At 71.2% G+C, this 21,540-nt stretch carries 22 protein-coding genes and 1 tRNA gene; 9 read left to right on the forward strand and 14 right to left on the reverse strand.

Annotated features, from left to right (window positions below; translation table 11 throughout):
* Nucleotides 1–43: 43 nt before the first annotated feature.
* The 6 genes from pheT to infC form a co-directional block, all read right to left on the reverse strand.
* Nucleotides 44–2,536, reverse strand: a complete 2,493-nt coding sequence (gene pheT / locus OE229_RS00065) for a phenylalanine--tRNA ligase subunit beta (RefSeq protein ID WP_262139145.1) — start codon at nt 2,534–2,536, stop codon at nt 44–46.
* Nucleotides 2,536–3,576 carry a phenylalanine--tRNA ligase subunit alpha gene (gene pheS, locus OE229_RS00070; protein ID WP_262139146.1) on the reverse strand — a complete coding sequence of 347 codons (1,041 nt, stop codon included), beginning with the start codon at nt 3,574–3,576 and terminating at the stop codon, nt 2,536–2,538. Before pheS ends, pheT begins: the two co-directional genes overlap by 1 nt.
* Nucleotides 3,577–3,668: 92 nt before the next feature.
* Nucleotides 3,669–4,520: a TrmH family RNA methyltransferase gene (locus tag OE229_RS00075; RefSeq protein ID WP_182065273.1), complete on the reverse strand. Its 852-nt coding sequence runs from the start codon at nt 4,518–4,520 to the stop codon at nt 3,669–3,671.
* Between the two features lie 65 nt (nt 4,521–4,585).
* Nucleotides 4,586–4,969: a 50S ribosomal protein L20 gene (gene rplT / locus OE229_RS00080; protein WP_017887975.1), complete on the reverse strand. Its 384-nt coding sequence runs from the start codon at nt 4,967–4,969 to the stop codon at nt 4,586–4,588.
* Nucleotides 4,970–4,996: 27 nt separating this feature from the next.
* Nucleotides 4,997–5,191, reverse strand: coding sequence for a 50S ribosomal protein L35 (gene rpmI, locus OE229_RS00085; RefSeq protein ID WP_056120818.1), 195 nt, complete (start codon nt 5,189–5,191; stop codon nt 4,997–4,999).
* A gap of 60 nt (nt 5,192–5,251) precedes the next feature.
* Nucleotides 5,252–5,926, reverse strand: a complete 675-nt coding sequence (gene infC, locus OE229_RS00090; protein ID WP_182065274.1) for a translation initiation factor IF-3 — start codon at nt 5,924–5,926, stop codon at nt 5,252–5,254.
* Between the two features lie 285 nt (nt 5,927–6,211).
* Between infC and OE229_RS00095 the strand changes: the two genes are divergently transcribed.
* A complete protein-coding gene (locus OE229_RS00095) occupies nt 6,212–6,568 on the forward strand; it encodes a DUF1844 domain-containing protein (RefSeq protein WP_182065275.1) in 357 nt (118 codons plus the stop codon).
* Between the two features lie 75 nt (nt 6,569–6,643).
* On the opposite strand, the gene OE229_RS00100 is transcribed toward OE229_RS00095, so the two are convergent.
* The gene (locus OE229_RS00100; protein ID WP_262139148.1) at nt 6,644–7,981 is read right to left on the reverse strand and encodes a phosphotransferase; all 1,338 of its coding nucleotides are present in this window, start codon (nt 7,979–7,981) and stop codon (nt 6,644–6,646) included.
* Nucleotides 7,982–8,109: 128 nt separating this feature from the next.
* Here OE229_RS00100 and OE229_RS00105 point away from each other — a divergent pair, with 128 nt between their 5' ends.
* The 4 genes from OE229_RS00105 to OE229_RS00120 all read left to right on the forward strand — a co-directional run bounded on the left by OE229_RS00105 (nt 8,110) and on the right by OE229_RS00120 (nt 13,411).
* A complete protein-coding gene (locus tag OE229_RS00105) occupies nt 8,110–9,582 on the forward strand; it encodes a CHAD domain-containing protein (RefSeq protein WP_262139149.1) in 1,473 nt (490 codons plus the stop codon).
* Nucleotides 9,583–9,602: 20 nt separating this feature from the next.
* Nucleotides 9,603–10,058: a MaoC/PaaZ C-terminal domain-containing protein gene (locus tag OE229_RS00110; protein WP_182065278.1), complete on the forward strand. Its 456-nt coding sequence runs from the start codon at nt 9,603–9,605 to the stop codon at nt 10,056–10,058.
* Between the two features lie 89 nt (nt 10,059–10,147).
* Nucleotides 10,148–12,040 carry a glycoside hydrolase family 2 protein gene (locus tag OE229_RS00115; RefSeq protein WP_262139150.1) on the forward strand — a complete coding sequence of 631 codons (1,893 nt, stop codon included), beginning with the start codon at nt 10,148–10,150 and terminating at the stop codon, nt 12,038–12,040.
* A 150-nt stretch (nt 12,041–12,190) separates the two neighbouring features.
* A complete protein-coding gene (locus tag OE229_RS00120; protein ID WP_209135217.1) occupies nt 12,191–13,411 on the forward strand; it encodes a hypothetical protein in 1,221 nt (406 codons plus the stop codon).
* Nucleotides 13,412–13,510: 99 nt separating this feature from the next.
* Here the strand turns inward: OE229_RS00120 and OE229_RS00125 are convergent, their stop codons facing one another.
* Nucleotides 13,511–14,563 (reverse strand): amidase domain-containing protein, encoded by a 1,053-nt coding sequence (locus tag OE229_RS00125; RefSeq protein WP_262139153.1) that lies wholly within the window; start codon nt 14,561–14,563, stop codon nt 13,511–13,513.
* 105 nt (nt 14,564–14,668) lie between these two features.
* Between OE229_RS00125 and OE229_RS00130 the strand changes: the two genes are divergently transcribed.
* Nucleotides 14,669–15,052 carry a hypothetical protein gene (locus OE229_RS00130; RefSeq protein WP_182065282.1) on the forward strand — a complete coding sequence of 128 codons (384 nt, stop codon included), beginning with the start codon at nt 14,669–14,671 and terminating at the stop codon, nt 15,050–15,052.
* Between the two features lie 105 nt (nt 15,053–15,157).
* Here OE229_RS00130 and OE229_RS00135 read toward each other — a convergent pair whose 3' ends face one another.
* The 5 genes from OE229_RS00135 to galU form a co-directional block, all read right to left on the reverse strand.
* Nucleotides 15,158–15,985: a glycoside hydrolase family 25 domain-containing protein gene (locus OE229_RS00135; protein ID WP_209135219.1), complete on the reverse strand. Its 828-nt coding sequence runs from the start codon at nt 15,983–15,985 to the stop codon at nt 15,158–15,160.
* A gap of 210 nt (nt 15,986–16,195) precedes the next feature.
* Nucleotides 16,196–16,271: transfer RNA gene (locus OE229_RS00140), tRNA-Ala, on the reverse strand.
* Nucleotides 16,272–16,344: 73 nt separating this feature from the next.
* Entirely contained in the window at nt 16,345–17,454 is a 1,110-nt protein-coding gene (locus tag OE229_RS00145; RefSeq protein WP_262139155.1) for a hypothetical protein, read from the reverse strand.
* A gap of 118 nt (nt 17,455–17,572) precedes the next feature.
* On the reverse strand, nt 17,573–18,232 hold the full coding sequence (locus OE229_RS00150; protein ID WP_182065285.1) for a GNAT family N-acetyltransferase: 660 nt from the start codon (nt 18,230–18,232) through the stop codon (nt 17,573–17,575).
* A gap of 88 nt (nt 18,233–18,320) precedes the next feature.
* Complete coding sequence (galU, locus tag OE229_RS00155) at nt 18,321–19,211, reverse strand: UTP--glucose-1-phosphate uridylyltransferase GalU (protein ID WP_182065286.1); 891 nt, start codon at nt 19,209–19,211, stop codon at nt 18,321–18,323.
* Between the two features lie 114 nt (nt 19,212–19,325).
* Between galU and OE229_RS00160 the strand changes: the two genes are divergently transcribed.
* The 3 genes from OE229_RS00160 (at nt 19,326) to mscL (ending at nt 20,773) form a co-directional block, all read left to right on the forward strand.
* Nucleotides 19,326–19,910, forward strand: a complete 585-nt coding sequence (locus tag OE229_RS00160; RefSeq protein ID WP_262139157.1) for a 5-formyltetrahydrofolate cyclo-ligase — start codon at nt 19,326–19,328, stop codon at nt 19,908–19,910.
* 1 nt (nt 19,911) lies between these two features.
* Entirely contained in the window at nt 19,912–20,202 is a 291-nt protein-coding gene (locus OE229_RS00165) for an FmdB family zinc ribbon protein (RefSeq protein WP_262139159.1), read from the forward strand.
* A gap of 76 nt (nt 20,203–20,278) precedes the next feature.
* Nucleotides 20,279–20,773, forward strand: coding sequence for a large conductance mechanosensitive channel protein MscL (gene mscL / locus OE229_RS00170; RefSeq protein ID WP_259579196.1), 495 nt, complete (start codon nt 20,279–20,281; stop codon nt 20,771–20,773).
* A 94-nt stretch (nt 20,774–20,867) separates the two neighbouring features.
* Here mscL and OE229_RS00175 read toward each other — a convergent pair whose 3' ends face one another.
* Complete coding sequence (locus OE229_RS00175; protein WP_051596961.1) at nt 20,868–21,452, reverse strand: CDP-alcohol phosphatidyltransferase family protein; 585 nt, start codon at nt 21,450–21,452, stop codon at nt 20,868–20,870.
* Between the last annotated feature and the right edge of the window lie 88 nt (nt 21,453–21,540).

The following is a 21,540-nucleotide window of genomic DNA, read 5'->3' on the forward strand; positions in this document are numbered from 1 at the left end:
GAGTCGGAGGCGGCGACCCCGGGCGGTGCTGATCCCGTGTGGGTCAGTCGCGCAGGGTCGCCCCGAATCGCTCGCCGGCACGTCGGACAGCGCCGTCACGGGCCTCGGTGGCCTCGGCAGCGGTCAGCGTGCGGTCCGTGGCACGGAAGCGCAGGGCGAACGTCAGGGACTTCTGTCCCTCGTCCACGCCGGAGCCCCGGTAGTCATCCACGAGCCGAGCATACTCCAACAGGTCTCCGGCGCCAGAGCGCACCGCATCCAGCACGTCACCGGCCGGCACACCGGCGTCGACGACGAGCGAGAGGTCCTGCGTGGCTGCCGGGTACGAGACGATCGGCGCGACCGCGACGAGTTCCGGGGCCGCGGCGACCAGCGCGTCGAGGTCGAGCTCGACGACCGCCACCACGCGGGGCAGGACGGCGGCCTCGGCCAGTTCGGGCAGGAGCTCTCCGGCGAGGCCCACGACCGTGCCGTCGACGAGCAGCGACGCGGCACGGCCCGGGTGCAGGGACGGGTGGGTCGTCTGCGCGACGGTGAGTTCGACACCGACGGCCCAGGCGACCTGGCGGGCCGCATCGATCGCGTCGGCGATGCCGAACGGTTCCGCCGTGGTGCCGGGCTGCTTGACGACCCGGTGGCCGGTCAGCAGTGCGGCGACGTGGAAGGGCTGGGCGGGCAGCGAGGCGTCCAGCGCCTCGAGCGCCGCACGATCGGGCCGGGCGGCACCCGCCGGGACCTCATCGGTGCCGAGCGTCACGCCCGTCACCGGCAGGAACACCCGGGACGTCTCGTAGAGCGCGACGTCGACGAGCCCGCGCGACACGTTGCGACGGGCTGCGTCGACCAGGGCCGGGACGCCGCTCCGGCGCAGGAGGTTCTGCTCGCTGTCCAGGGCGTTGGCGAGCACGACGCTCGGTCCGCCCTGCGGGTCGATCCCCGGGTAAGCGTCCTGCGTGGCCACCGACACGAACGGTGCCGTGACGACCTCGGTCAGGCCCGCGGCGGCCAGCGCCGCGGCGACCCGACGACGAGCCTGCTGGTGCCGGGTCAGGCCCCGACCGGGCGGAGCGACCGGCAGCACGCTCGGGATCCGGTCGTAGCCGACGATGCGCGCGACCTCTTCGACGAGGGTGGTGTCGTCGGTCAGGTCGGGACGCCAGGTGGGCGGGGTGACCGAGAGCTGCTCGTCGTCGGCCTCGACCGTGGCACCGATCGCACGGAGCGTGTCGATGACCTCGGCGTCGGTGTAGTCGACGCCGACGAGGTCGGCGGGACGCGAGAGCCGCATCGTCACGGTCGCCCGCGGCTCGGTGTCGACGAGCGTGGACCCGAGGGCGTCGGCGGTGCCGCCGGCGAGCTCGACGAGGAGCTCGACGGCACGGTTCGCCGCGGCCTCGGCCACCTGCGGGTCGACTCCACGCTCGAAGCGACGGGATGCCTCGCTGGGGAGCTTGTGGCGACGAGCGGTGCGGGCGATGGAGACCTGGTCGAACCCGGCGGCCTCGATCAGGACGTCGGTCGTGCTCGCCGAGATCTCAGTGCGGGCTCCGCCCATGACGCCGGCGAGGCCGATCGGGCCGTCGTCGTCGGTGATCACGAGGTCTTCCGGGTCGAGCTTCCGGACCGTGCCGTCGAGGGTCTCGAGCGTCTCGCCAGTGATCGCCCGGCGCACGCCGAGGCCGCCCGCGACGGTCTGCAGGTCGTAGCCGTGGAGCGGCTGGCCGAGCTCGAACATGACGTAGTTCGTGATGTCGACGGGCAGGGAGATGGAGCGCACCCCGGCAAGCGAGAGGCGCGAAACCATCCAGGCCGGTGTCTTCGCGGCCGGATCGATCCCGCGCACGACGCGCGTGACGAACGTCGACGCTCCGACGTGACCCCGGATCGGGGCCTGGTCGTCGATCGTGACCCGGAAGCCCTCGGCCGCACGCGGCGCGACGCGGTCGACGGGGTCGTGGAAGCTGGCTCCGGTGGCGTGCGCGTACTCACGGGCGACCCCGCGCATGCTGAGCACGTAGCCGCGGTCCGGCGTGACGTTGATCTCGACCGCGGCGTCGTCGAGGCCGAGGAGCGCGATGGCGTCGGCGCCGACGGTGGGGTCCATGCCGAGGTCGGCGAACCGCAGGATGCCGTCGTGCTCGTCACCGAGCCCGAGCTCGCGGGCCGAGGCGATCATGCCGTCTGACACGTGCCCGTAGGTCTTGCGGGCGGCGATCGGGAACGGCCCGGGCAGGACTGCGCCGGGCAGCGTGACGACGACGAGGTCGCCGACGTCGAAGTTGTGCGCGCCGCAGACGATGCCGCGCGGCTCGGCTTCACCGACGTCCACCTGGCACCAGTTGATGGTCTTGCCGTTCTTCTGCGGCTCGGGGACGCGCTCCAGGACCCGGCCGACCACGATGGGACCGGTCAGGTCGAAGGTGTGGACGCCCTCTTCCTCGAAGCCGACCGACACGAGCGCCGCGTGGACGTGCTCGAGGGTGACGTCCTCGGGGAGGTCGACGGACTCACCGAGCCAACGGAGTGGGACGCGCATCAGACCACCGTTCCGAACTGCTGCGAGAAGCGGATGTCGCCCTCGAGGAAGTCACGCATGTCGTTCAGGCCGTTGCGGAACTGCAGTGTCCGCTCGATGCCCATACCGAACGCGAAGCCCTGGTACTCGTCCGGGTCGATCCCGGCGGCACGCAGGACGTTGGGGTTCACCATGCCGCAGCCACCCCACTCGACCCACCGCGCGCCGCCCTTGGCGTTCGGCTGCCAGACGTCCATCTCGGCGCTGGGCTCGGTGAACGGGAAGTAGTTCGGGCGGAGCCGGATCTGTGCCTCGGCGCCGAACATCTGCCGGGCGAAGTGCTCGAGCGTGCCGCGCAGGTGCGCCATCGTCAGGCCCTTGTCGATCGCGATGCCCTCGACCTGGGTGAAGACCGGCAGGTGCGTGGCATCGAGCTCGTCGGCACGGTAGACGCGGCCCGGCGCGATGACGTACAGCGGGAGGTCACGCGACAGCAGCGACCGCACCTGCACCGGGGAGGTGTGGGTGCGCATGACCAGGTGCCGGTCGACGGGCTCGACGAAGATCGTGTCCGCCATGGCCCGGGCCGGGTGGTCCTGGTCGAAGTTGAGCGCGTCGAAGTTGAACCACTCGTGCTCGAGCTCGGGGCCTTCCGCCACTTCCCACCCCATGCCGACGAAGATGTCGGCGACGGCTTCGTTCAGCAGCGAGAGCGGGTGGCGGGAGCCGACGGCGCGGTGGACCGGCAACGCGGTGACGTCGACGCGCTCGGCTTCGAGCCGTGCGCGCTCCTCGGCCACCGCGAGCACGGATTCCTGCTCGGCGATCGCCGCGTTCACCCGCCCACGGGCCTGCCCGACGAGCTTGCCCGCCGCGGCCTTCTGCTCCGGCGGCACACTGCGCATCGATGCGTTCATCCGCGCCAACGGTGACTGCTCACCGGTGTGCTCGGCCCTGGCCTGCTTCAGTTCGGCGACCGTCGTCGTGGCACGGACGGCGGCGAGGGCCGCGTCCACCGCGTCGGCGACGGCCGATTCACTGATCTCGAGAGGTTCTGACACGAGACCCAAGCCTACCGGCCGTCGGGATACCACCCACCTGCACCGAGCGGACGGTGGATGGCCGACGCCGACGACCGGTCCGTGGAGGAGCGTCAGTTCCGGAGCGCGAAGGCCGACTCGTACAGGCAGACCGACGCGGCGGTGGCGAGGTTCATCGACTCTGCCTGTCCGTAGATCGGCACCTTGACGGCCCGGTCGACGAGGGCGAGGTCCTCGGCGGTCAGCCCGCGGGCCTCGTTGCCGAAGACCCACGCGGTCGGTCCGTCGAGCATCCCCTCGGCACGGACCACCGGCAGGTCGTCGCCGGAGACGTCCGCCGCGAGCACCGTGTACCCGAGGGCCTTCGCCCGCTCGATCGTGTCCGCCAGGGTCACGCCGACGGACACCGGGACGTGGAACAGGGACCCGGTCGTCGACCGGACGACCTTCGGGTTGTACGGGTCGACCGAGCGCCCGGTCAGGACCACCGCGTCGGCACCGGCGGCGTCGGCGGCCCGGATGATCGTGCCGGCGTTCCCCGGGTCCCGCACCTCTTCGAGGATGGCGACCAGTCCGGGCAACGCGGCCTGCTCGTCGGACGCGTCACGGGCCTCCCGGTCGGCGGCGGCCGCAGCGCGGTCCGGGAAGACGTCCTTCACCGACGTCGGGAACTGCTGGCACACCGCCACCACGCCCTGCGGCGTGACCGTGTCGGCCATCGCGTCGAGCACCTGCTCGGTCACGAACCAGGTGTCCACGGGCGCATCGTCGAGCCCGTAGCGGGCAGCGGCGGTCGGGGTCACGTACAGCTCGCGCAGGAGCTCCGGGGCGTACTCCAGCGCTTCGCGGACCGCTTGGGGCCCTTCCAGCAGGAACAGGCCGGTCTCGGCCCGGACGTCCTTCTTGGCCAGGGCCGCGACGGCCTTCACGCGTCCGGCACGGGGGTTCTCGAGGAGATCGCTCACGACCCAAGTCTAGGAACGACGAAACCCCCGCCGTGCGGCGGGGGTTTCGCGAGCAGAAGAACTGACTACGCAGCCTTCGGGGCCGAGGTGTCGGCCGGGAGGGCCTTCTTCGCGGTCTCGACGAGCGCCGTGAAGGTCTCGGGGTTGTTCACCGCGAGGTCGGCGAGGATACGACGGTCGACCTCGACGCCGGCCAGGTTGAGACCCTGGATGAGGCGGTTGTAGGTCAGGCCGTTCGCACGGGACGCAGCGTTGATGCGCTGGATCCAGAGGCGACGGAACTCGCCCTTCTTCGCGTGACGGTCGCGGTACGCGTAGACGAGGGAGTGGGTGACCTGCTCCTTGGCCTTGCGGTACAGGCGCGAACGCTGGCCGCGGTAGCCCTCGGCGCGTTCGAGGATGACGCGGCGCTTCTTGGCGGCGTTGACCGCTCTCTTTACTCGTGCCATTGCACTATTCCTTTACGATCCGGGGGCTCAGTGGCCGAGGAGCTTCTTGACGTTCTTCGCGTCAGCCTTGGAGAGGACCTGGTCCTCGTTCAGGCGGGCCTTGCGCTTGGCGCTCTTGACCTCGAGGTTGTGACGCATACCGGCCTGCTGCTTCATGATCTTGCCGGTACCGGTGACCTTGAAGCGCTTCTTCGACCCGGAGTGGGTCTTCTGCTTGGGCATGGTGGTGCCTTTCCGTGGGATGGATGGGGGGCCGCGTCGTTGCGGGGTCGGTCCGGAGACCTATTCGGCCGCGGCGTCCGTGGACTTCGCGGCTGCCTCGGACGTGGAACCGGCCTCGGCCTCGTCCTTGCCCTTCGCGGCGTGCTCGGTGGCACGACGCTCGGCCTTCTGCGCAGCACGCTTGGCGTTCTGCTCGCCCTTGACGTCGGACTTGTTCTTGAGCGGAGCGATGATCATCGTCATGTTGCGGCCGTCCTGGGTCGGACGGGACTCGACGACACCGAACTCGGCGATCTCTTCCGCGAACTTCTGGAGGAGACGGACACCCTGCTCCGGACGCGACTGCTCGCGACCACGGAAGAGGATCATCGCCTTCACCTTGTCGCCACCGAGGAGGAACCCCTCGGCGCGCTTGCGCTTCGTCTCGTAGTCGTGCACGTCGATCTTCAGGCGGAAACGGACCTCTTTCAGGTCTGTGTTCACCTGGTTGCGACGGGCTTCCTTGGCCTTCTGAGCGGCTTCGTACTTGAACTTGCCGTAGTCCATGATCTTGGCCACGGGCGGCTTCGAGTTCGGCGCGACCTCGACCAGATCCAGTTCGGCTTCCTGCGCGAGACGCAGTGCCATGGCGATCGGGACAACGCCGACCTGCTCACCCTGCGGACCGACGAGTCGGACTTCGGGAACGCGGATTCGGTCGTTGGTACGGGGATCGGTGATGCGGAGCTCCTTCAATCAGGTGGTGGCCGTCCGGGGCGTTTGCCCTGGACGACAGCACGAGAGAGGAGATCTGACGCACGGGATGTCGACCCGTTCGGCAGCCGCCCTGCATCGGGTCCGTCGGACCCGACCGACGAGCACAACTCGTGCACTCGCGGAGCGGTGGTGACCCGGTAGCCTGGTGGAACGCGGCCGCGGGTGGGAGAGACTCCTCTTTCGTGACACCGTCCGGACGCTCTCAGGAATACCTGGGGGCACACGGACAGCATCTGCCGCGGGCAAGCCTAGCAGAGGAGCACCGTGAGCGACACCCCGACCGACGAGGACAGCATCGGCATCGACGCCGCCAGGGACATCGCGGAGGTGCCGGCGGTCGAACTCATCAACACCGTTGCGGTGCACCTGCTCAGTGCCGCGGCCGTGAAGGTCGGCCTGGCCGACGACCCACAGGAGCAGACCGACCTGGACGAGGCGCGGAAGCTCATCACCGCGCTGGCCGGACTGGTCACGGCCGCCGCGACCGAGATCGGCGACCACCACGCCCGCCCGCTCCGCGACGGGCTGCGGTCGCTGCAGCTCGCCTTCCGCGAGGCGTCGGCGATCCCGGACCCGATCGGTGCCGGACCGGGCGAGAAGTACACGGGTCCCGTCAACTAGACGACGTCACCAGGTGGCGGACGGGAGGCCCGTGGCGGTGTCGCCACGGGCCTCCCGTCCGTCCGTGGGTCGCGCTCAGGACCCGCTGTCGCCGACCAGGCGCGCGACGGCCGCGAGCGGGATGCCGACCCAGTCGGGCCGGTTGCGGGTCTCGTAGACGACCTCGTAGACCGCCTTGTCGAGCTCGAAGGCGTCGAGCAGTGCGCTGTGGGCGGCGAGGTCCGCGCCGGCGCCCTGCTGGTAGCCCTCGAGGAAACGGGCTCGCGCCTCGGCCGCCCAGGCGGCCGCGTCGACCGGTTCGGCGTCGTGCGCCAGCGCACCCGCGACGTAGTCGAACGAGCGGAGCATGCCCGCGACGTCGCGCAGGGTGACGTCCGGCAGCGAGCGTTCGTCGAGGGGGCGGAGCGGTTCGCCCTCGAAGTCCAGGAAGACCCACCCGCGGGGGTCCGGTGCCGACAGGACCTGTCCGAGGTGCAGGTCACCGTGGATGCGCTGCAGGTCCGGCCACGCGGCATCGGCGGCACGGTCGTAGACCGCACGGACGGCGTCGGCGTGGTCGGCGACGGCCGGGGCCTCGCGGGCGGCGGTGTCGAGCCGGGCGTGCATCGTCGCGACGGCGGCGTCCCGTCGGGGGGCGTCTGCCGGTTCCGTCGGCAGCGCTCCGGCCAGGGTGCGGTGCACGTCGGCGAGCGCGGTGCCGAGCTGCTCGGCGCGGTCACCGAACGGGGCGCCGACCTGCGCCTCCTGCAGGGCGACGCGCCAGGCGTCGTCGAGCCCGGGCAGGAACTCCTGGGCGAAGGCGAGGTGTCCGGTCGCCGTGCCGTCCGGGCGTCCGACGTCGGGCCAGTCGGCGCGGAGCGCACCGTAGACCCGCGGCACCCGCGTGCTGCCCGCCGCCGTGAGGGCGAGCTGCGTGGTCACGTCGGGGTTGTCGCCGTGGTGCAGCACGCGGAAGACCTTGATGATGACGCGGTCGCCGGACTCGGTGTCGCAGATGACCGACGTGTTGGACTGCTCGCCCGTCAGGACGCGGGCCGCGGTGACCCGGCCGATCGGGCTGAGGCTGTCCGGTGCCGCGTCGATGCGTGCGGCGAGTGCCGACACCCACGCGAGGTCGGTGGTGGCGTCGACGATCGCGCCGTCGCGGTCGCTGGTGATCGGTGACTGGTAGAGGACGGGGACCGCGGGGGCCTCGTCGAGCACCAGCCGCGTCCCGTCGTCGGTGGAGATCGTCCGGAGGCGTGGCACGGACCCCTTCGAGGCGTACCAGCGGCGGTCGGCGATCCAGGACTCGAGGTCGCGGTCGCTCGGCGTGCTGGTGTCGGGGGCGCTCGTGACTGCGCTGGTGTCTGCGCTCGTGACTGCGCTGGTGTCTGCGCGGGTGTCGGGGGCGCTGGGTGCTCCGTCGCTCATGCAGCGGAACCTACGCGCCGTGCCCTGGCGAGGTGCCGAGTCCCCCACAGGACGGGACGGAGACCGCTCCGTCCACAGAACCCCGCTGCCCCCGGTCTGACACGCGTGCATCGGACGACACTTGCGGCATGCCCCGATCCGCTGCTGCTCCTCCCCCCGCCGCTGACGCTGCACGTGCGCTCCCCGACCCCCGCCAGACCTGGCGGGTCCTCGACGACCGCAGGCTCCCCGCACTCGAGCCGTTCGCCGCCGACGTGCGCCGCCACGAAGCGGTGACGGTGCGCGAGACGGTGTGGGACTCCGACGACCGGGTGCTCGCCGCCGAGGGCGTCGTGCTCACACGCTTGTCGGACGGCACCTGGACGATCGACCGGGGTGCCGACGGGGTCGGCCCGGAACCGCTCGACGGCGCCTCCGACGATCCCCCACGGGACGCCGTCGAGGTGTTCCTGCGTGGTCGTCCGCTGCGGGTGGTCCTGGTCCGTGACACCACCACGACGCTCGTGACCCTCCGCGGCAGGGACGGCCGGGTGCGGGCCGAGGTCGCCGACGTGCGCGTGGACGACGGCGACCCGGACACCACCGTGCTGCGGTCGTCGCGGTGGTGGGCCCTGACGGACGACGGACACGACGGTGCCACGGCACGAGCGGCCGGACGAGCGTTGCACGACGCTGCGACCGATCCGGTGGACGTCGCGTCGGCTCCGCTCCCCCGGGGCCCGGAGCCCGCCCCGGAGCGCCGACGCGGCCGAGCGAAGCGCCCCCGGCCGGACACCGCCGCGGGGTTCGTCCTGCGGGTGCTCGATGCCCTGCGGCGTGACCTCGTGGCGGCGGACCCCCGGGTACGAGCCGACGAACCCGAGGCCGTACACGACCTGCGGAAGGTGCTGCGACGCCTGCGGAGTGTGCTCGCGGCGTTCCGCGGCGCGCTCGACCGTCAGGCGACGGAGCAACTCCGTGCCGCCCTGGCCGAGACCGGGCGGGTCGCCGGGACCGCTCGCGACGCCGAGGTGCTGCACGCCGGCCTGTCCCGGTCGGCGGCACGCGCCCCCGACGGGTACGTGGACGCGGAGACCCTCGACCGCATCGGTTCGGAGACCGCGGAACGCCGCGGCGTCGCTGCGGCCGAGCTGCGGCGAGCGCTGCGTTCCGACGCCTGGTTCCGGACACTCGACGCCCTCGACGACCTGCTGCTGCGGGCGCCGGCCGGCCCGCACGCGGACGACGACGGGGCCACGTTCGTCAGCCGGCACATCCGGCACGAGCGGGCACGCGTCGGTCGGCTGCTCGGTGACACCGGCGATGACCTCGACACCCTGCACGAGGTCCGGAAGGCCGCGCGCCGGTTGCGCTACGCCCTGCAGGCGGCCGGTGATCTTCCTGACGTCGGGAAACGCCGGCTCGGTCGACTGCGACGGGTGCAGGAGACCCTGGGCGAGACGCTCGACGCCGCGCACGCGGCCGATGCGTACCGACGGCTGGCAGCCGTGGCGGCGCAGCACGGTGAGGACACGTTCGGGTACGGCGTCCTGGCGACGACCGAGCAAGCGGCCAGCACGCAGGGGCTGCACCGATCGCGGAAGCTGCTCGCGCGGCTCTGACCGGGTGCGAGAATCGGGCCGTGCCGCACTACTTCGAGGACCTCGCTGCCGGGCAGACCTTCACCACGCCGGGACGCACCATCACCGAGGCGGACGTGGTGTCGTTCGCCTCGTGGACGAACGACAACAACCAGGTGCACACGGACGTCGAGTTCGCGGGGAGGACCCGGTACGGGCAGCGGATCGTGCACGGGTTGCTCGGCACCTCGCTGTGCCTCGGGCTCATCGCACGCACGGGTGTGTTCGAGGGGTCCGCGGTGGCACTGCTCGGGATCGATCAGTGGCGCTTCACCGAGCCGGTGTTCATCGGGGACACCGTGACCTGCACCGTCGAGGTCCTCGGCACCCGGCTGACGAGTTCGGGCACGACCGGGATCGTCGAACGAGCGGTGGCCCTGCGGAACCAGCACGGCACGGTCGTCCAGCAGGGACGGATGGACGTCATGGTCCTGACCCGCGACGCCGCGATCGGTTGATCGACCGCTCGACGAGCGCCAGCGGAACCTGCTCTGCGCAATCCCGGCGCTCTCTTTACAACGATGTACCAGCACGGGAGCATGGACGCATGAGCACGCTCGACGGCATCGTGGCCGCACCTGACTCCGCTTCCGCCCCCGGCCTCCCCCTCGCCTCGCGACAGGACGGCACGTACCCCCGGCCGCAGATGCTCCGCACCGCCTGGGCCGACCTCGACGGCACGTGGTCGTTCCGGAACGACGGCGACGACGACGCCTGGCGCACCGGCTTCACCGACGCCCGGGACATCGTGGTCCCGTTCCCGCCCGAGTCCCCGGCCTCGGGCATCGACGAACCCGGCTTCCAGCCCGTGGTCTGGTACTCCCGCGCGATCACCCGCTCGGAGCTCGACGCCGCCGGGTTCGGCATCGGCGCGCCCCGGCTCGTCCTGCACTTCGGCGCCGTCGACCACCGCGCGCGCGTCTGGATCGACGGGCAGTTCATCGGCGGACACGAGGGCGGCCACACCCCGTTCTCCTTCGACGTCACCGAGGCGCTGGCCACCGACCCCGACGCCGTGCACACCCTGGTGGTCCGCGCCGAGGACGACCCGCACGACCTGACCCAGCCGCGCGGCAAGCAGGACTGGCACGAGGACCCGCACGCGATCTGGTACCGCCGGACCACCGGGATCTGGCAGACGGTCTGGCTCGAGGCCGTGCCGACCGCCTCGATCGCGTCCCTGCGCTGGACGAACGTCGACCACGCGACCATGCGGCTGACGGTCGGGCTCGACGGACACCGTACGGGCGGTGAGCGCCTGCGCGTCGAGGCCCGCTGGGACGACCGCGACGAGCACCTCGCCACGATCGAGACCACGGTCGGCGAGACCGGCGACGAGTTCGACGTGGTCGTGCCGATCGCACGGCAGACGAACGGGCAGGCCGAGGACGAGCTGCACTGGACGCCGGACACGCCCCGGCTGATCGACGCCACGGTCACGCTGCTGCCGCGCTCCGGCTCCGGCTCCGGCTCCGGTACGACGGCGAGCACGGGCGCGCTCGACGCCGTCGCCAGCTACTTCGGGATCCGGACGGTCGGGGTCGACGGCGGCGCGTTCCTGCTCAACGGCCGACGCCACGACGTCCGCAGTGTCCTCAACCAGGGCTACTGGCCCGAGTCGCACATCGCTGCCCCGTCCCGTCCAGCACTCCGCCGCGAGGTCGAACTCATCAAGGAGCTCGGCTTCAACGCAGCCCGCAACCACCAGAAGATCGAGGACCCGCGGTTCCTGTACTGGGCCGACCGACTCGGACTCATGGTGTGGGGTGAGGCCCCCGGCGCGTACGCGTTCTCCCCCCGCGCCGTGCAGCGTCTGGTGCGCGAGTGGATGGACGCCGTCGAGCGTGACGCCTCGCACCCGTCGATCGTCACCTGGGTGCCCGCCAACGAGAGCTGGGGCGTGCAGCACATCGCCACCGACCCGGCGCAGCAGGCCTACGCCCGGGCCCTCGCCGACGTCACGCGAGCGTTGGACCCGACGCGTCCGGTGATCTCCAACGACGGGTGGGAGCACACGAACTCCGACATCGTCACGATCCACGACTACGAGGGCGACGGACCCCGGCTCGCGGCCACCTACGCGGACGAGACCGCACGGACCCGGCTCCTCGGTGGCATCGGTCCGGCGGATCGCCGCATCCTCGTCGGCGGTGCCGAAGACCTCGGCCAGCCGGTCATGCTCACCGAGTTCGGGGGTGTGAACTACCAGCCGGGCGTCCAGCGCGAGGACGGCTGGGGCTACACGTCGGCCAGTGACGGCGACGACTGGGTGGCCCGGATCACCGCGCTGTACGACGCGATCCGTGCGAGCTCGTTCCTCGCCGGGTCCTGCTACACGCAGCTCACCGACACCATGCAGGAGACGAACGGCCTGCTCAACGCAGACCGGTCCCCGAAGGTGCCGATCGAGCAGATCCGTCGCGCGGTCACGGGGCACTAGCCGGGAGGCCCGCACTTCGTGAGCAGCAGTGGTCGGGTCCGGCAGACGGACCAGACCACTGCTGCTCCCGCTCCACTCGGGTCGCCTCGCGCCGGGCGGGTGGCGACTCGCGATGCGGGGTGCGGCCCGCGGTCTGGGAGGATCGGGCGGGTGACGAACGTGGCGGAAGCGAGCCGGGCCTCCAGGCAGGGGTTCCGCAGCCTGCTGACCGGACGGCACAGCGCCTGGACCGCACCGCTGCTGATCTGGGCGGGCTCGCGGGTGGTCAGCACCGTGCTGCTGGCGACCGTGTACCTGCTGGCGACCGCGAACGGCTGGCCGTTCGCCTCGTACCGGCAGGATCCCTCGTTCTTCACGTTCTCGGGCTCGTGGGACGCATCGTTCTACCGGATCATCGCCGAGCACGGGTACCCGGCGACACTGCCGACCGATGACTCCGGGCACGTCCTGCCGAACGCGTGGGCGTTCCTGCCGGTGTTCCCCGCCGTGGTGCGGGTCGTGATGACGCTGACCGGAGCGTCGTTCTGGGTCGCCGGGGTCGTGGTGGCGTCGATGGCCGGAGCGGGTGCCTGCGTGCTGCTGTACCGGCTGGTGCTCGCCGTCGGGTGCTCGCACCGGGCCCGCTGGGCGACCGGACTGTTCGCGTTCGCACCGACGGGGTTCCTGCTGCAGGTCGCCTACGCGGAGAGCCTGCTGCTCGTGCTGCTGTTCGGCGCCCTGCTCGCCCTGGTCCGGCGTCGGTACTGGCTGATCGCGCCGCTCGGTGTCGTGGCGGCGTTCACGAAGCCCGGGGTCCTCGCGCTGGCGCTGGCGTTGGCCGTGCACCTGGTCCTGCGGTGGGTGGCGTGGCGCCGGCAGCGGGACGCGTTCCCGTGGCGAGACCGGTTCGCGATCGTGGTGTCGGGCCTGGTCGTCGCTGCTGCGGGGCTGGCGTGGCCCGTCATCGCGACGGCCGTGACGGGGCGCCCGAACGCGTACCTGGACACCGAGCTGTCGTGGTGGGTGGGGTTCGTCGGCCGCCAGCACTTCGCGCCGCTGACGCCGTGGTTCACGATGGCGTCGACGTGGCTCGGGCCGCTCGGCATCGTGCTCGTCGTGGTGGTGCTCGCCGGCGCCGTGTGGTTCTTCGCGCGCAGGAGCACCAGGGCCCTGGGCACCGACGTGCTCGCATTCACGGCCTCCTACGGGCTGTACCTGGTGGCGGTGTTCCTGCCGCAGCAGTCGTTGCCGCGGTTGCTCATGCCGATGGCGCCGCTGCTCGGCTCGGACGTCTTCGTGGGGACCCGGCGGCGGGCGGTGACGTGGCTGGTCGTCGGGGTGTGCCTGCAGCCGGTCGCGATCGTGCTGCTGTGGTTCCTCGGCTACCCGTGAGCGGTGCGGTCATTCGGCTGTGCAAGACACCGGTGTTCGCCGGTTGCACACGCGCAGACCGCGGTGCGACGCGCGAACACCGGTGTCTTGCGGGCCGCGTCAGCGCTCCGCGTCGAAGGTGTGGAACCAGGCCGATCCACCGGGGTGCTGCACCGTGATCATCTCGTCGAGGTCGCGGTAGGGGCCGTCCTGGTTGTGGCTCGCCGACTTGATGCGGATGGTGCCGTCGGGCTCGGTGAAGACCTCGGACACGATGGTGGTGTGGTCCGGTGAGCCGTTGGCGTTCCAGTCGAAGAACACGATGTCGCCGACCCTGACCTTGTCGCGCTCGTCGGACGACCGCCGGGTGAGCCCGAACTCCGCCGCGTTGGTCTCGAGCCACGGGTCCATCGTCGGGCAGTAGGTCCACGTCGCACTGTGCTCGGCACCGGCCGCACGGTTGTACCAGTCGGACCGCTGCTCCCACCCGCGGGCGATGAGCGTCTGGCTGACGTAGTTCGCGCAGTCGCCACCGATGGGGTTCATCGTGCCGTACTCGGCGAGGTTGTAGTCCTTCCAGTACCGCATCGCGTAGGCGAGCTGCCGGTCGACGTCGGTCAGTGCCGCGTAGGCGAGGGTGGTCGAGGCGACCGCGCTGCCCGCAGCGGGCGTCGCTGCGGCGGTCGGCGTCGGCGTGGTGGTCGCGGTGTCCTGGGTGGCGCCGCTCTGCCCGTCGTTCGCGGCGCTGCCGTTGCCGTCGGAAGACCGGTTGACCGAGGGGCTCGGCTCGATCGACTCGGTGAAGAGTTCGACGTCGGCGTCACCGGCCGTGTACATCGCCTGGTGCGGGGCCGTGAAGGTCACCTTCGACGCGGTCGCTGTGACGTCGCGCGCAGCGACACCGCCGACGGTGACGCCCTTGACGGCGGCGAGTCCGGTCCCCGTCACGGTGATCGTGACGCCGCCGGCGAGTGGGACCTGAGCCGGAGTGACGGGCTTCGCCGTCGGGGTGGACGTTGCGTCCCCACCACCGGAGCTCCCGCGCCCGCCGCCCCTACCGTTGCCCGAGTCGCCGCCCTTGTCGCTGCCGGAGGAGCACGCCGCGACGGCGAGCCCGATCCCGGCGACACCGGCGAGGGACAGGAGTGCGCGGCGGTTCATCGAGGCAGTCATGACACGACCAGCGTAAGCGACACCTCCGTCGTTCCGACACGGCATGATCGTGTTCGGGGGCGAGCGTCCTCCGTGTCCCAGCGGACCCGTTCGGAAGGAACACACATGCCCGAGAGCCACGACTTCTTCGTCGCCACCGATCCCGAGACCGCCCGTGCGCAGGTGCGCGAGGCCCTGGCCCGCGAGGGCTACACCGTCGACGACGCCGAGCAGGGTGCACTCCGCGCGACCCGCGGCAGCCTCGGCCTGACGCTGCTCATCGGTGGGATGGCGAACGACCGCACGTTCCACACCCGGCTGGACGTGCAGATCATGATCGCCCCGGACGGCCGGACCGTCGCCCGACTGCTGCGCGGCTCGGGCAAGTCCGCGATCAAGGGCGGCGCGCTCGGCATCTCGCGCGGCAACCGTGCCTTCGAGCAGGCAGCGAACGCGATCCACACCACCTTCGCGCAGTCCGGCGTGCTGACGGAGAGCATCGCCGGCTGACACGTCGACCTCGGGGACGGGCCCACGCGACCCCCAGACGGACGGGAGGCCCGGTGCCAGCTGGCACCGGGCCTCCCGTCCGTCGGTCAGTTCAGGTCAGGTCGATCAGGTGCAGGAGACGTTGCGGTCGATGGTGCCGGAGCCGTAGGGCACCTCGACCTGGACCATCGCGATGGTGCCGCCGGGCAGCGGGGTGCCGGAGCAGGCCTTCCGCGCCTTGGTGACCGTGCTCCGGCCGAGCGCGATCCAGTTCGAGCGACCGTAGAGCGGGCTGTTCGACTTGACCGTGCCGGCGATGGTCTTCCACTGCGAACCGGTCGAGTAGAGGCCGATCCGCTTGATGCCGGCGGTCTTGAGCCCGACGATCATGCCCTGCATCGCCGCGCGGTTCTGGGCGGTGTCACGCTGGTACGACAGACCCGTCTCGACGTCGATCCACCAGCGGTAGGCGGACGGGTTCGGGACACCACGGCTCTGGACGTCGTCGTACCCGCGCGCGTAGCCGTACATGAACGAGCACGCCAGGGTGACCTGCTTCTTGCCGCCCTTGGTCACGCACTTGCCGAACGGGTTGGTGGGCACCGTGCCCTGGTAGCGGTTCGACGTGGGCCAGACCGACGCCTTGAGACCCGGGTTGGCGAACAGCGCGTACAGCTGCGTCTTCGGCTGGGCCGAACCCCCGACGGACTTCGCCGACCAGGCGAGCTGTTCGGCGAGGCACGGGTTCGTGGTGTTGCCGAGGGACTCGTTGACGCCCACGATGCCGAACGCCTGGTCGGTCGGCACCTGGCTGCCGCACTGCGGCCAGGAGATGTCGACACCCAGCGGCGTGACCGCTGCGGATGCGCCCGACGACGGGCCGGCGACGGCGATGCCGGCGGCCACCACCACCGTGGTCGCGATGGTCGCGACGAGACGACTGATACGGAACATGCTCTCCCCCTGATCGGGCCGAACCGGTCGGCCGCGCCCCACCGGCGCACGGGGAGTCTAGGGCGGTGCGTCGGACAACACACCACCCCTGTCCGTGAACTGTGTCCAACGGTGCACCCGAGTGGGCCTGTGGAGGACGATCGCCCCGAAACGGCCGGCAACGAGAACGGCCCGGAACCTGGGTTCCGGGCCGTTCTCGTGGTTGCCACCTGGTGGAGCTAAGGGGATTCGAACCCCTGACCTTCTCATTGCGAACGAGACGCGCTACCAACTGCGCCATAGCCCCAAGTGCTCGATCACATTAGCACCCCCGGTCGGCCCAGCCGAAATCGCAGGTGGCCCGTCGGGCGTGCCGCGGGTCAGACCGCGCGGCGCCGTCGCATGATCGCGTCGAGGTCGGCCTGCTGGTAGGCGTCGTCGTCGAGGACCCCCATGCCGGCCCACTTGCTCGGCGGACCGGCCGGAGCGGCGGGTGCGTCGGCAGCAGGAGCAGCAGCAGCAGCAGAGGCAGCGGCAGCAGGAGCAGCGGGCGCCCGCAGCCCGAGCCGCTCGGCCAGACGCCCCTGGTCGTGCGCGGACAGCGACGCCGCAGCCTCTTCGAGTTCGGGTCGCATCCGCGACACCCGTGCCAGTGACGGGTCGGACTCGCCGGCGCGGATGGCCGAGGCTTCGGCCTCGGCTTCCGCCTTGGCCGCAGCGACGCGCTCCTTCAGCCGGGCGGCGAGTTCCGCCGACGATTCGGGCGACGCGGCCGGTGCTGTCGGCCGCTCCACGTAGAGGGGCTTGGGCACGTGGTTCGGGGTCCACGAGCGGTCTGCTGCGGGCTCGGCAGGCTGCTCGGTCGACAGGGGCGGTGCCGGGTCCGTCCATGCGGTGGACGGCCGGGAGGCGCGGGTCGCGCCCGTCTCGGCGGCCGCGAGACGCTGCTTCCGCGCCGTCGCCACCTGGTGCAGCTGGGCCAGGACCGCTGCGGACCCACCGGCGGCGACGAGTCCGGCGACACCGACGAGCCAGAGCGACGGTGCAGCGACGAAGACCACGAGGGCCACGACGATGCCGAGCGTGCCGAACAGGGTCGCCCCGAGCCGGGAACGGCGCATGCGCATCGCGGTCAGGGCCGGCACGGCGGACGCCCGCTCGAGCACGGGGGCCTGCTCGGCCAGGCGGCGGGTGATCTCACGCTGCCGCGCGGCCTCGTGGGCTCGGACGATGGCGGTGCGCTTGGCCTCTTCGGACCGGGCGACGCGCTGCGCCTGGGCGAGGGACTTCGCGTTCATCTCGATGCGGACCTCGTCCGGCAGCTCGGCGGTCTGCGCGAGGATCCGGAGGGTCTGCTGCAGCCGGATGGCGTTCCGCTCGGTGGCCAGGTACTGGCGACGGGCGGCCCACGACGGCATCAGGTAGACGAGCCAGAGGACGGCCGCGACGAGCAGGACGATGCCGCCACCCCACGAGCCGATTCCTGCCATGCGAACACGGTAGGGGCGGCGGTTCCCGCGCCGCGTCATTGCCGGACGCGTGTTGCGCGTGTCGGGGCGGAATCCGTGGGAGACGAGCCGCGCCTCCAGGCCCGTCGGACCCGGGACGTCAGATGCGGGGCGTCGTGTCCAGCGGCAGTGCCGCCTCGTCGCGTGCGGCGAGCGGAACGGTCCCCGCGCCGGGCGGCACCCGCCCCTGGACCCAGCGCTCGAGGACGCCCCCGCGGACCTCCTCCGCCACCAGCGCGAAGCAGAAGTGGTCGCGCCAGTCCCCGTTGATGTGGATGTACCGGCGACGGAGTCCCTCGTACCGGAAGCCGAGCTTCTCGACGACGCGCAGGCTCGGGGCGTTCTCCGGCCGGATGCAGATCTCGATCCGGTGCACGCCGAGCGAGCGGAAGCAGTGGTCGACGGCGAGGGCGACCGAGATCGGCGTCACGTTGTGGCCGGCGGCGTCCTCGACGACCCAGTAGCCGATGGAGGCACTCGCGAGCGAGCCGTAGGAGATGCCGGAGACGTTGAGCTGCCCGACGAAGCGGCCGTCGAGCTCCATCGCGAACGGGAGTCCGAGTCCCGCGCGGGCGTTGGCCTGGAGCGCGCGGATGCTGCCCCGGACGTCGGTGGAGACGTGTCCGGAGGGGTTCGTGGCCTCCCAGGTGCGGAGCCACGAGCGGTTCGTCGCGAGCGCCGCGTCGAGGTCGCGGGTGTCGCGGAGCCGGAGGGGCCGGATGGTGACCCGCCCGTGGGACAGGGTCGGGATCGTCGTCATCGATGGGTTCCTCCGGGGTCCCGCCGCTGTGCGGGACGGGGTGTCCCGCCCGGGTCCGTGGTGTGACGGACCCGGGCGGGATGGCCGACTATTCGCCCGCGTTGAACTCCTTCAGCCACGACTTGAGGTCGGGGCCGAGGTCATCGCGGTCCGAGGCGAGCTGCACGATCGCCTTGATGTAGTCGAGTTTGTCACCGGTGTCGTACCGGCGTCCACGGAAGACGACGCCGTACACGCCGCCGGTCCACTCCTCGGCGCTCGCCATCTTCATGAGCGCGTCGGTCAGCTGGATCTCGCCGCCCTTGCCCGGCTCCTGCTTCTCGAGGACGTCGAAGACCTCGGGACGGATGACGTAGCGGCCGATGATGGCCAGGTTCGAGGGTGCCTCGCCCTGCGGGGGCTTCTCGACGAGCCCGGTGATCTTCACCACGTCGTCGGTGTCGGTCGGCTCGACCGTGGCGATGCCGTACAGGTGGGTCTGCGACTCGGGGACCTCGAGCAGGGCCACGATGGTGGCGTTCTTCTCGCCCTGGACCTCGATCATGCGCTTGAGGAGCGGGTCGCGGGCGTCGATGATGTCGTCACCGAGGAGCACGGCGAACGGCTCGCGGCCCACGTGCATCTTGGCGCGGAGCACCGCGTGGCCGAGGCCGAGCGGGTCGCCCTGTCGCACGTAGTGCATGTCGGCGAGGTCCGTCGACTGGTTCACCTTCTGCAGCTTCTCGTGGTCGCCCTTCTTGCGGAGGGTCTCCTCGAGCTCCGACACGTGGTCGAAGTGGTTCTCGAGCGCGTTCTTGTTGCGCCCGGTGATCATCAGCACGTCGGTCAGCCCGGCGCCGACAGCCTCTTCCACCACGTACTGGATGGCCGGCTTGTCGACGACGGGGAGCATCTCCTTCGGCATCGCCTTGGTCGCGGGGAGGAAGCGGGTACCCAGCCCTGCGGCCGGGATCACCGCCTTCGAAATCTGGAAGCCCATGGTCAGACCGTATCCGATCCCCCTTTCGAGGGCATGTCGTCGCTCCGGGGGACACGGCACCCCGCGGGTTCCCGGCGGGAAGCCGCAACCGTACCCCTCGGTAGACTCCTGCGCATGATCGCCGATCTCGGGAACGAGAAGCGCGCCCTGCGAGCCGAACTCCGGCAGCGGCGGCGCACCCGGACCACGACCGAACGCGACGCGGACACCCAGACCCTGACCGCGACCCTGCAGCGCTTCGTCGAGGAGCGCCAGGTGACGTCCCTCGCCCTGTACCTGTCCGCCCCGGACGAGCCGAACGTCCGGCCGTTCCTGAACTGGGCGTTCGGGCAGGGCCTCCGCGTGCTGCTGCCGGTCACCCGCGAGGACGGCCTGCTCGACTGGGCCGTGGGCGACGGCGAGAGCGAGACCGAGAGCGTGCTCGGCCTGCCCGAGGTCGTCGGCGAGGTCCTGTCCCCGCTCGCGATCAACGACGTCGACGCGATCCTCGCCCCGGCGGCGGCGGTCGGGCACGACGGCGTCCGCATGGGCTGGGGGCGCGGCTACTACGACAAGACCCTCGGGTCCATGGCGAACCGCCCGCCCGTCTATGCTGTGATCTTCGACGCGGAGTACCTCGACGAGGTCCCGCGCGAACCCCACGACGAACCCGTCGACGGCATCATCACGCCGTCGCGCATCATCACGTTCCGGAGCTGACGTGCCCATCTACTCGTACCGTTGCACCGAGTGCGACAACGCGTTCGACATCAAGCAGTCCTTCTCCGACGCCACCCTGACGGAGTGCCCGGTCTGCGGCGGCGTCCTGCGCAAGGTGTTCTCCCCCGTCGGCGTGACCTTCAACGGCGGCGGCTTCTACCGCACCGACTCGCGCCCGACCCCGGGATCCGAGGGCTCGTCGAGCACCCCCGCGAAGTCCGAACCGAAGACGGCCGAGCCGGCGAAGAAAGCCGAGTCGAAGCCGAGCACGCCGAAGCCCGCATCGTCCTGACGCGGACTGCGCTCCCCGGATAGGTTGGGCGCGTCGCCACCCGGCGGCCGTCCTCGACCCGGAAGGAGACCCTCGCATGAAGGGCTTCAAGGAGTTCCTGCTCCGCGGCAACGTCATCGACCTGGCCGTCGCAGTCGTCATCGGTGCGGCGTTCACCGCGATCGTCACCACGATCGTCAACGCCCTGATCAACCCGCTCATCGGTGCGGTGTTCAACGCGTCGAGCCTGGACAAGGCACTGGTCGTGGCGATCCCCACAGTCTCCGGCGGTGACGCGGAACTGCAGTTCGGCGCGATCATCGGCGCAGTGCTCAACTTCGTCATCGTCGCCGCGGTCGTCTACTTCGCGCTCGTCGTGCCCGTCAACCACCTGAAGAAGGTGGCGTTCGAGCGCGTCAAGAACGACGAGCAGCAGACCCCGCAGGACGTCCCCCCGACCGACGTCGAGGTGCTGCTCGAGATCCGCGACCTGCTCCGCCCGCAGACCGGCGGCGCCACGAGCACCGGGGCGCACATCGCCCCGTCGAACGCTCCGGAGGGCCCCGGCATCGGCGGCTCGACGAAGTTCTAGCCCCGGCGCCGCGAGACACCGGTGTTCGCGCGCTGCACACCCGTGAACCGCGGTGCGCAGCGTCGACACCGGTGTTCTGCGGAGAGGGGCCTCGTCAGGCGGCGGGGACCGCGCGGCGCTTCGCGAACATCGCGACGGCGTACTGGGCGCCGGCGAGCACGTGGCCCGCGGTGCCGAGGTAGACGAACACCAGGGCGACCACCCGGACCCAGGGCGCGTTCTCGTCGACGGTGTGCACCGCGGAGAACAGCAGCACCGGCAGCCCGACGAACAACAGGGCCGACCGGATCTTGCCCGTCCACGTGACGTCGAGGTCCGGGTTGCCGTGGAACAGCACGCTCGACAGGACGACGAGCACCAGGTCGACGAGCACGACGACGGCCACCACCCACCAGGGCAGCAGGCCGACGAGCACCAGGGACAGCACGATCGCGATGATGGCCAGCCGGTCGGCGACGGGGTCGATCGCCTTGCCGAGCTTGGAACCCTGGTCGAACTTCCGGGCGATGAAGCCGTCGGCCCAGTCGCTCACGCCGATCACGACGAGGGCGACGAGCGCCCACCCCGGGTGTCCGGCGACGACGAGGCCGATGAACACCGGGATCAGCACGAGGCGGAACAGCGTGATCAGGTTCGGCCAGGTCTGCCAGTCGGGGCGCTGCCGCGCGGTGTCAGTCATCACGGGCCAGGCTACCGGTTACCAGTGCGGGGGGACGTCGCGCCGGAGCTGGTCGTCGTTCTCACCGTCGCGGTGGCGCGCCGGTTCC

The organism is Curtobacterium poinsettiae, assembly GCF_025677645.1.
Lineage (GTDB): Bacteria > Actinomycetota > Actinomycetes > Actinomycetales > Microbacteriaceae > Curtobacterium > Curtobacterium poinsettiae_A.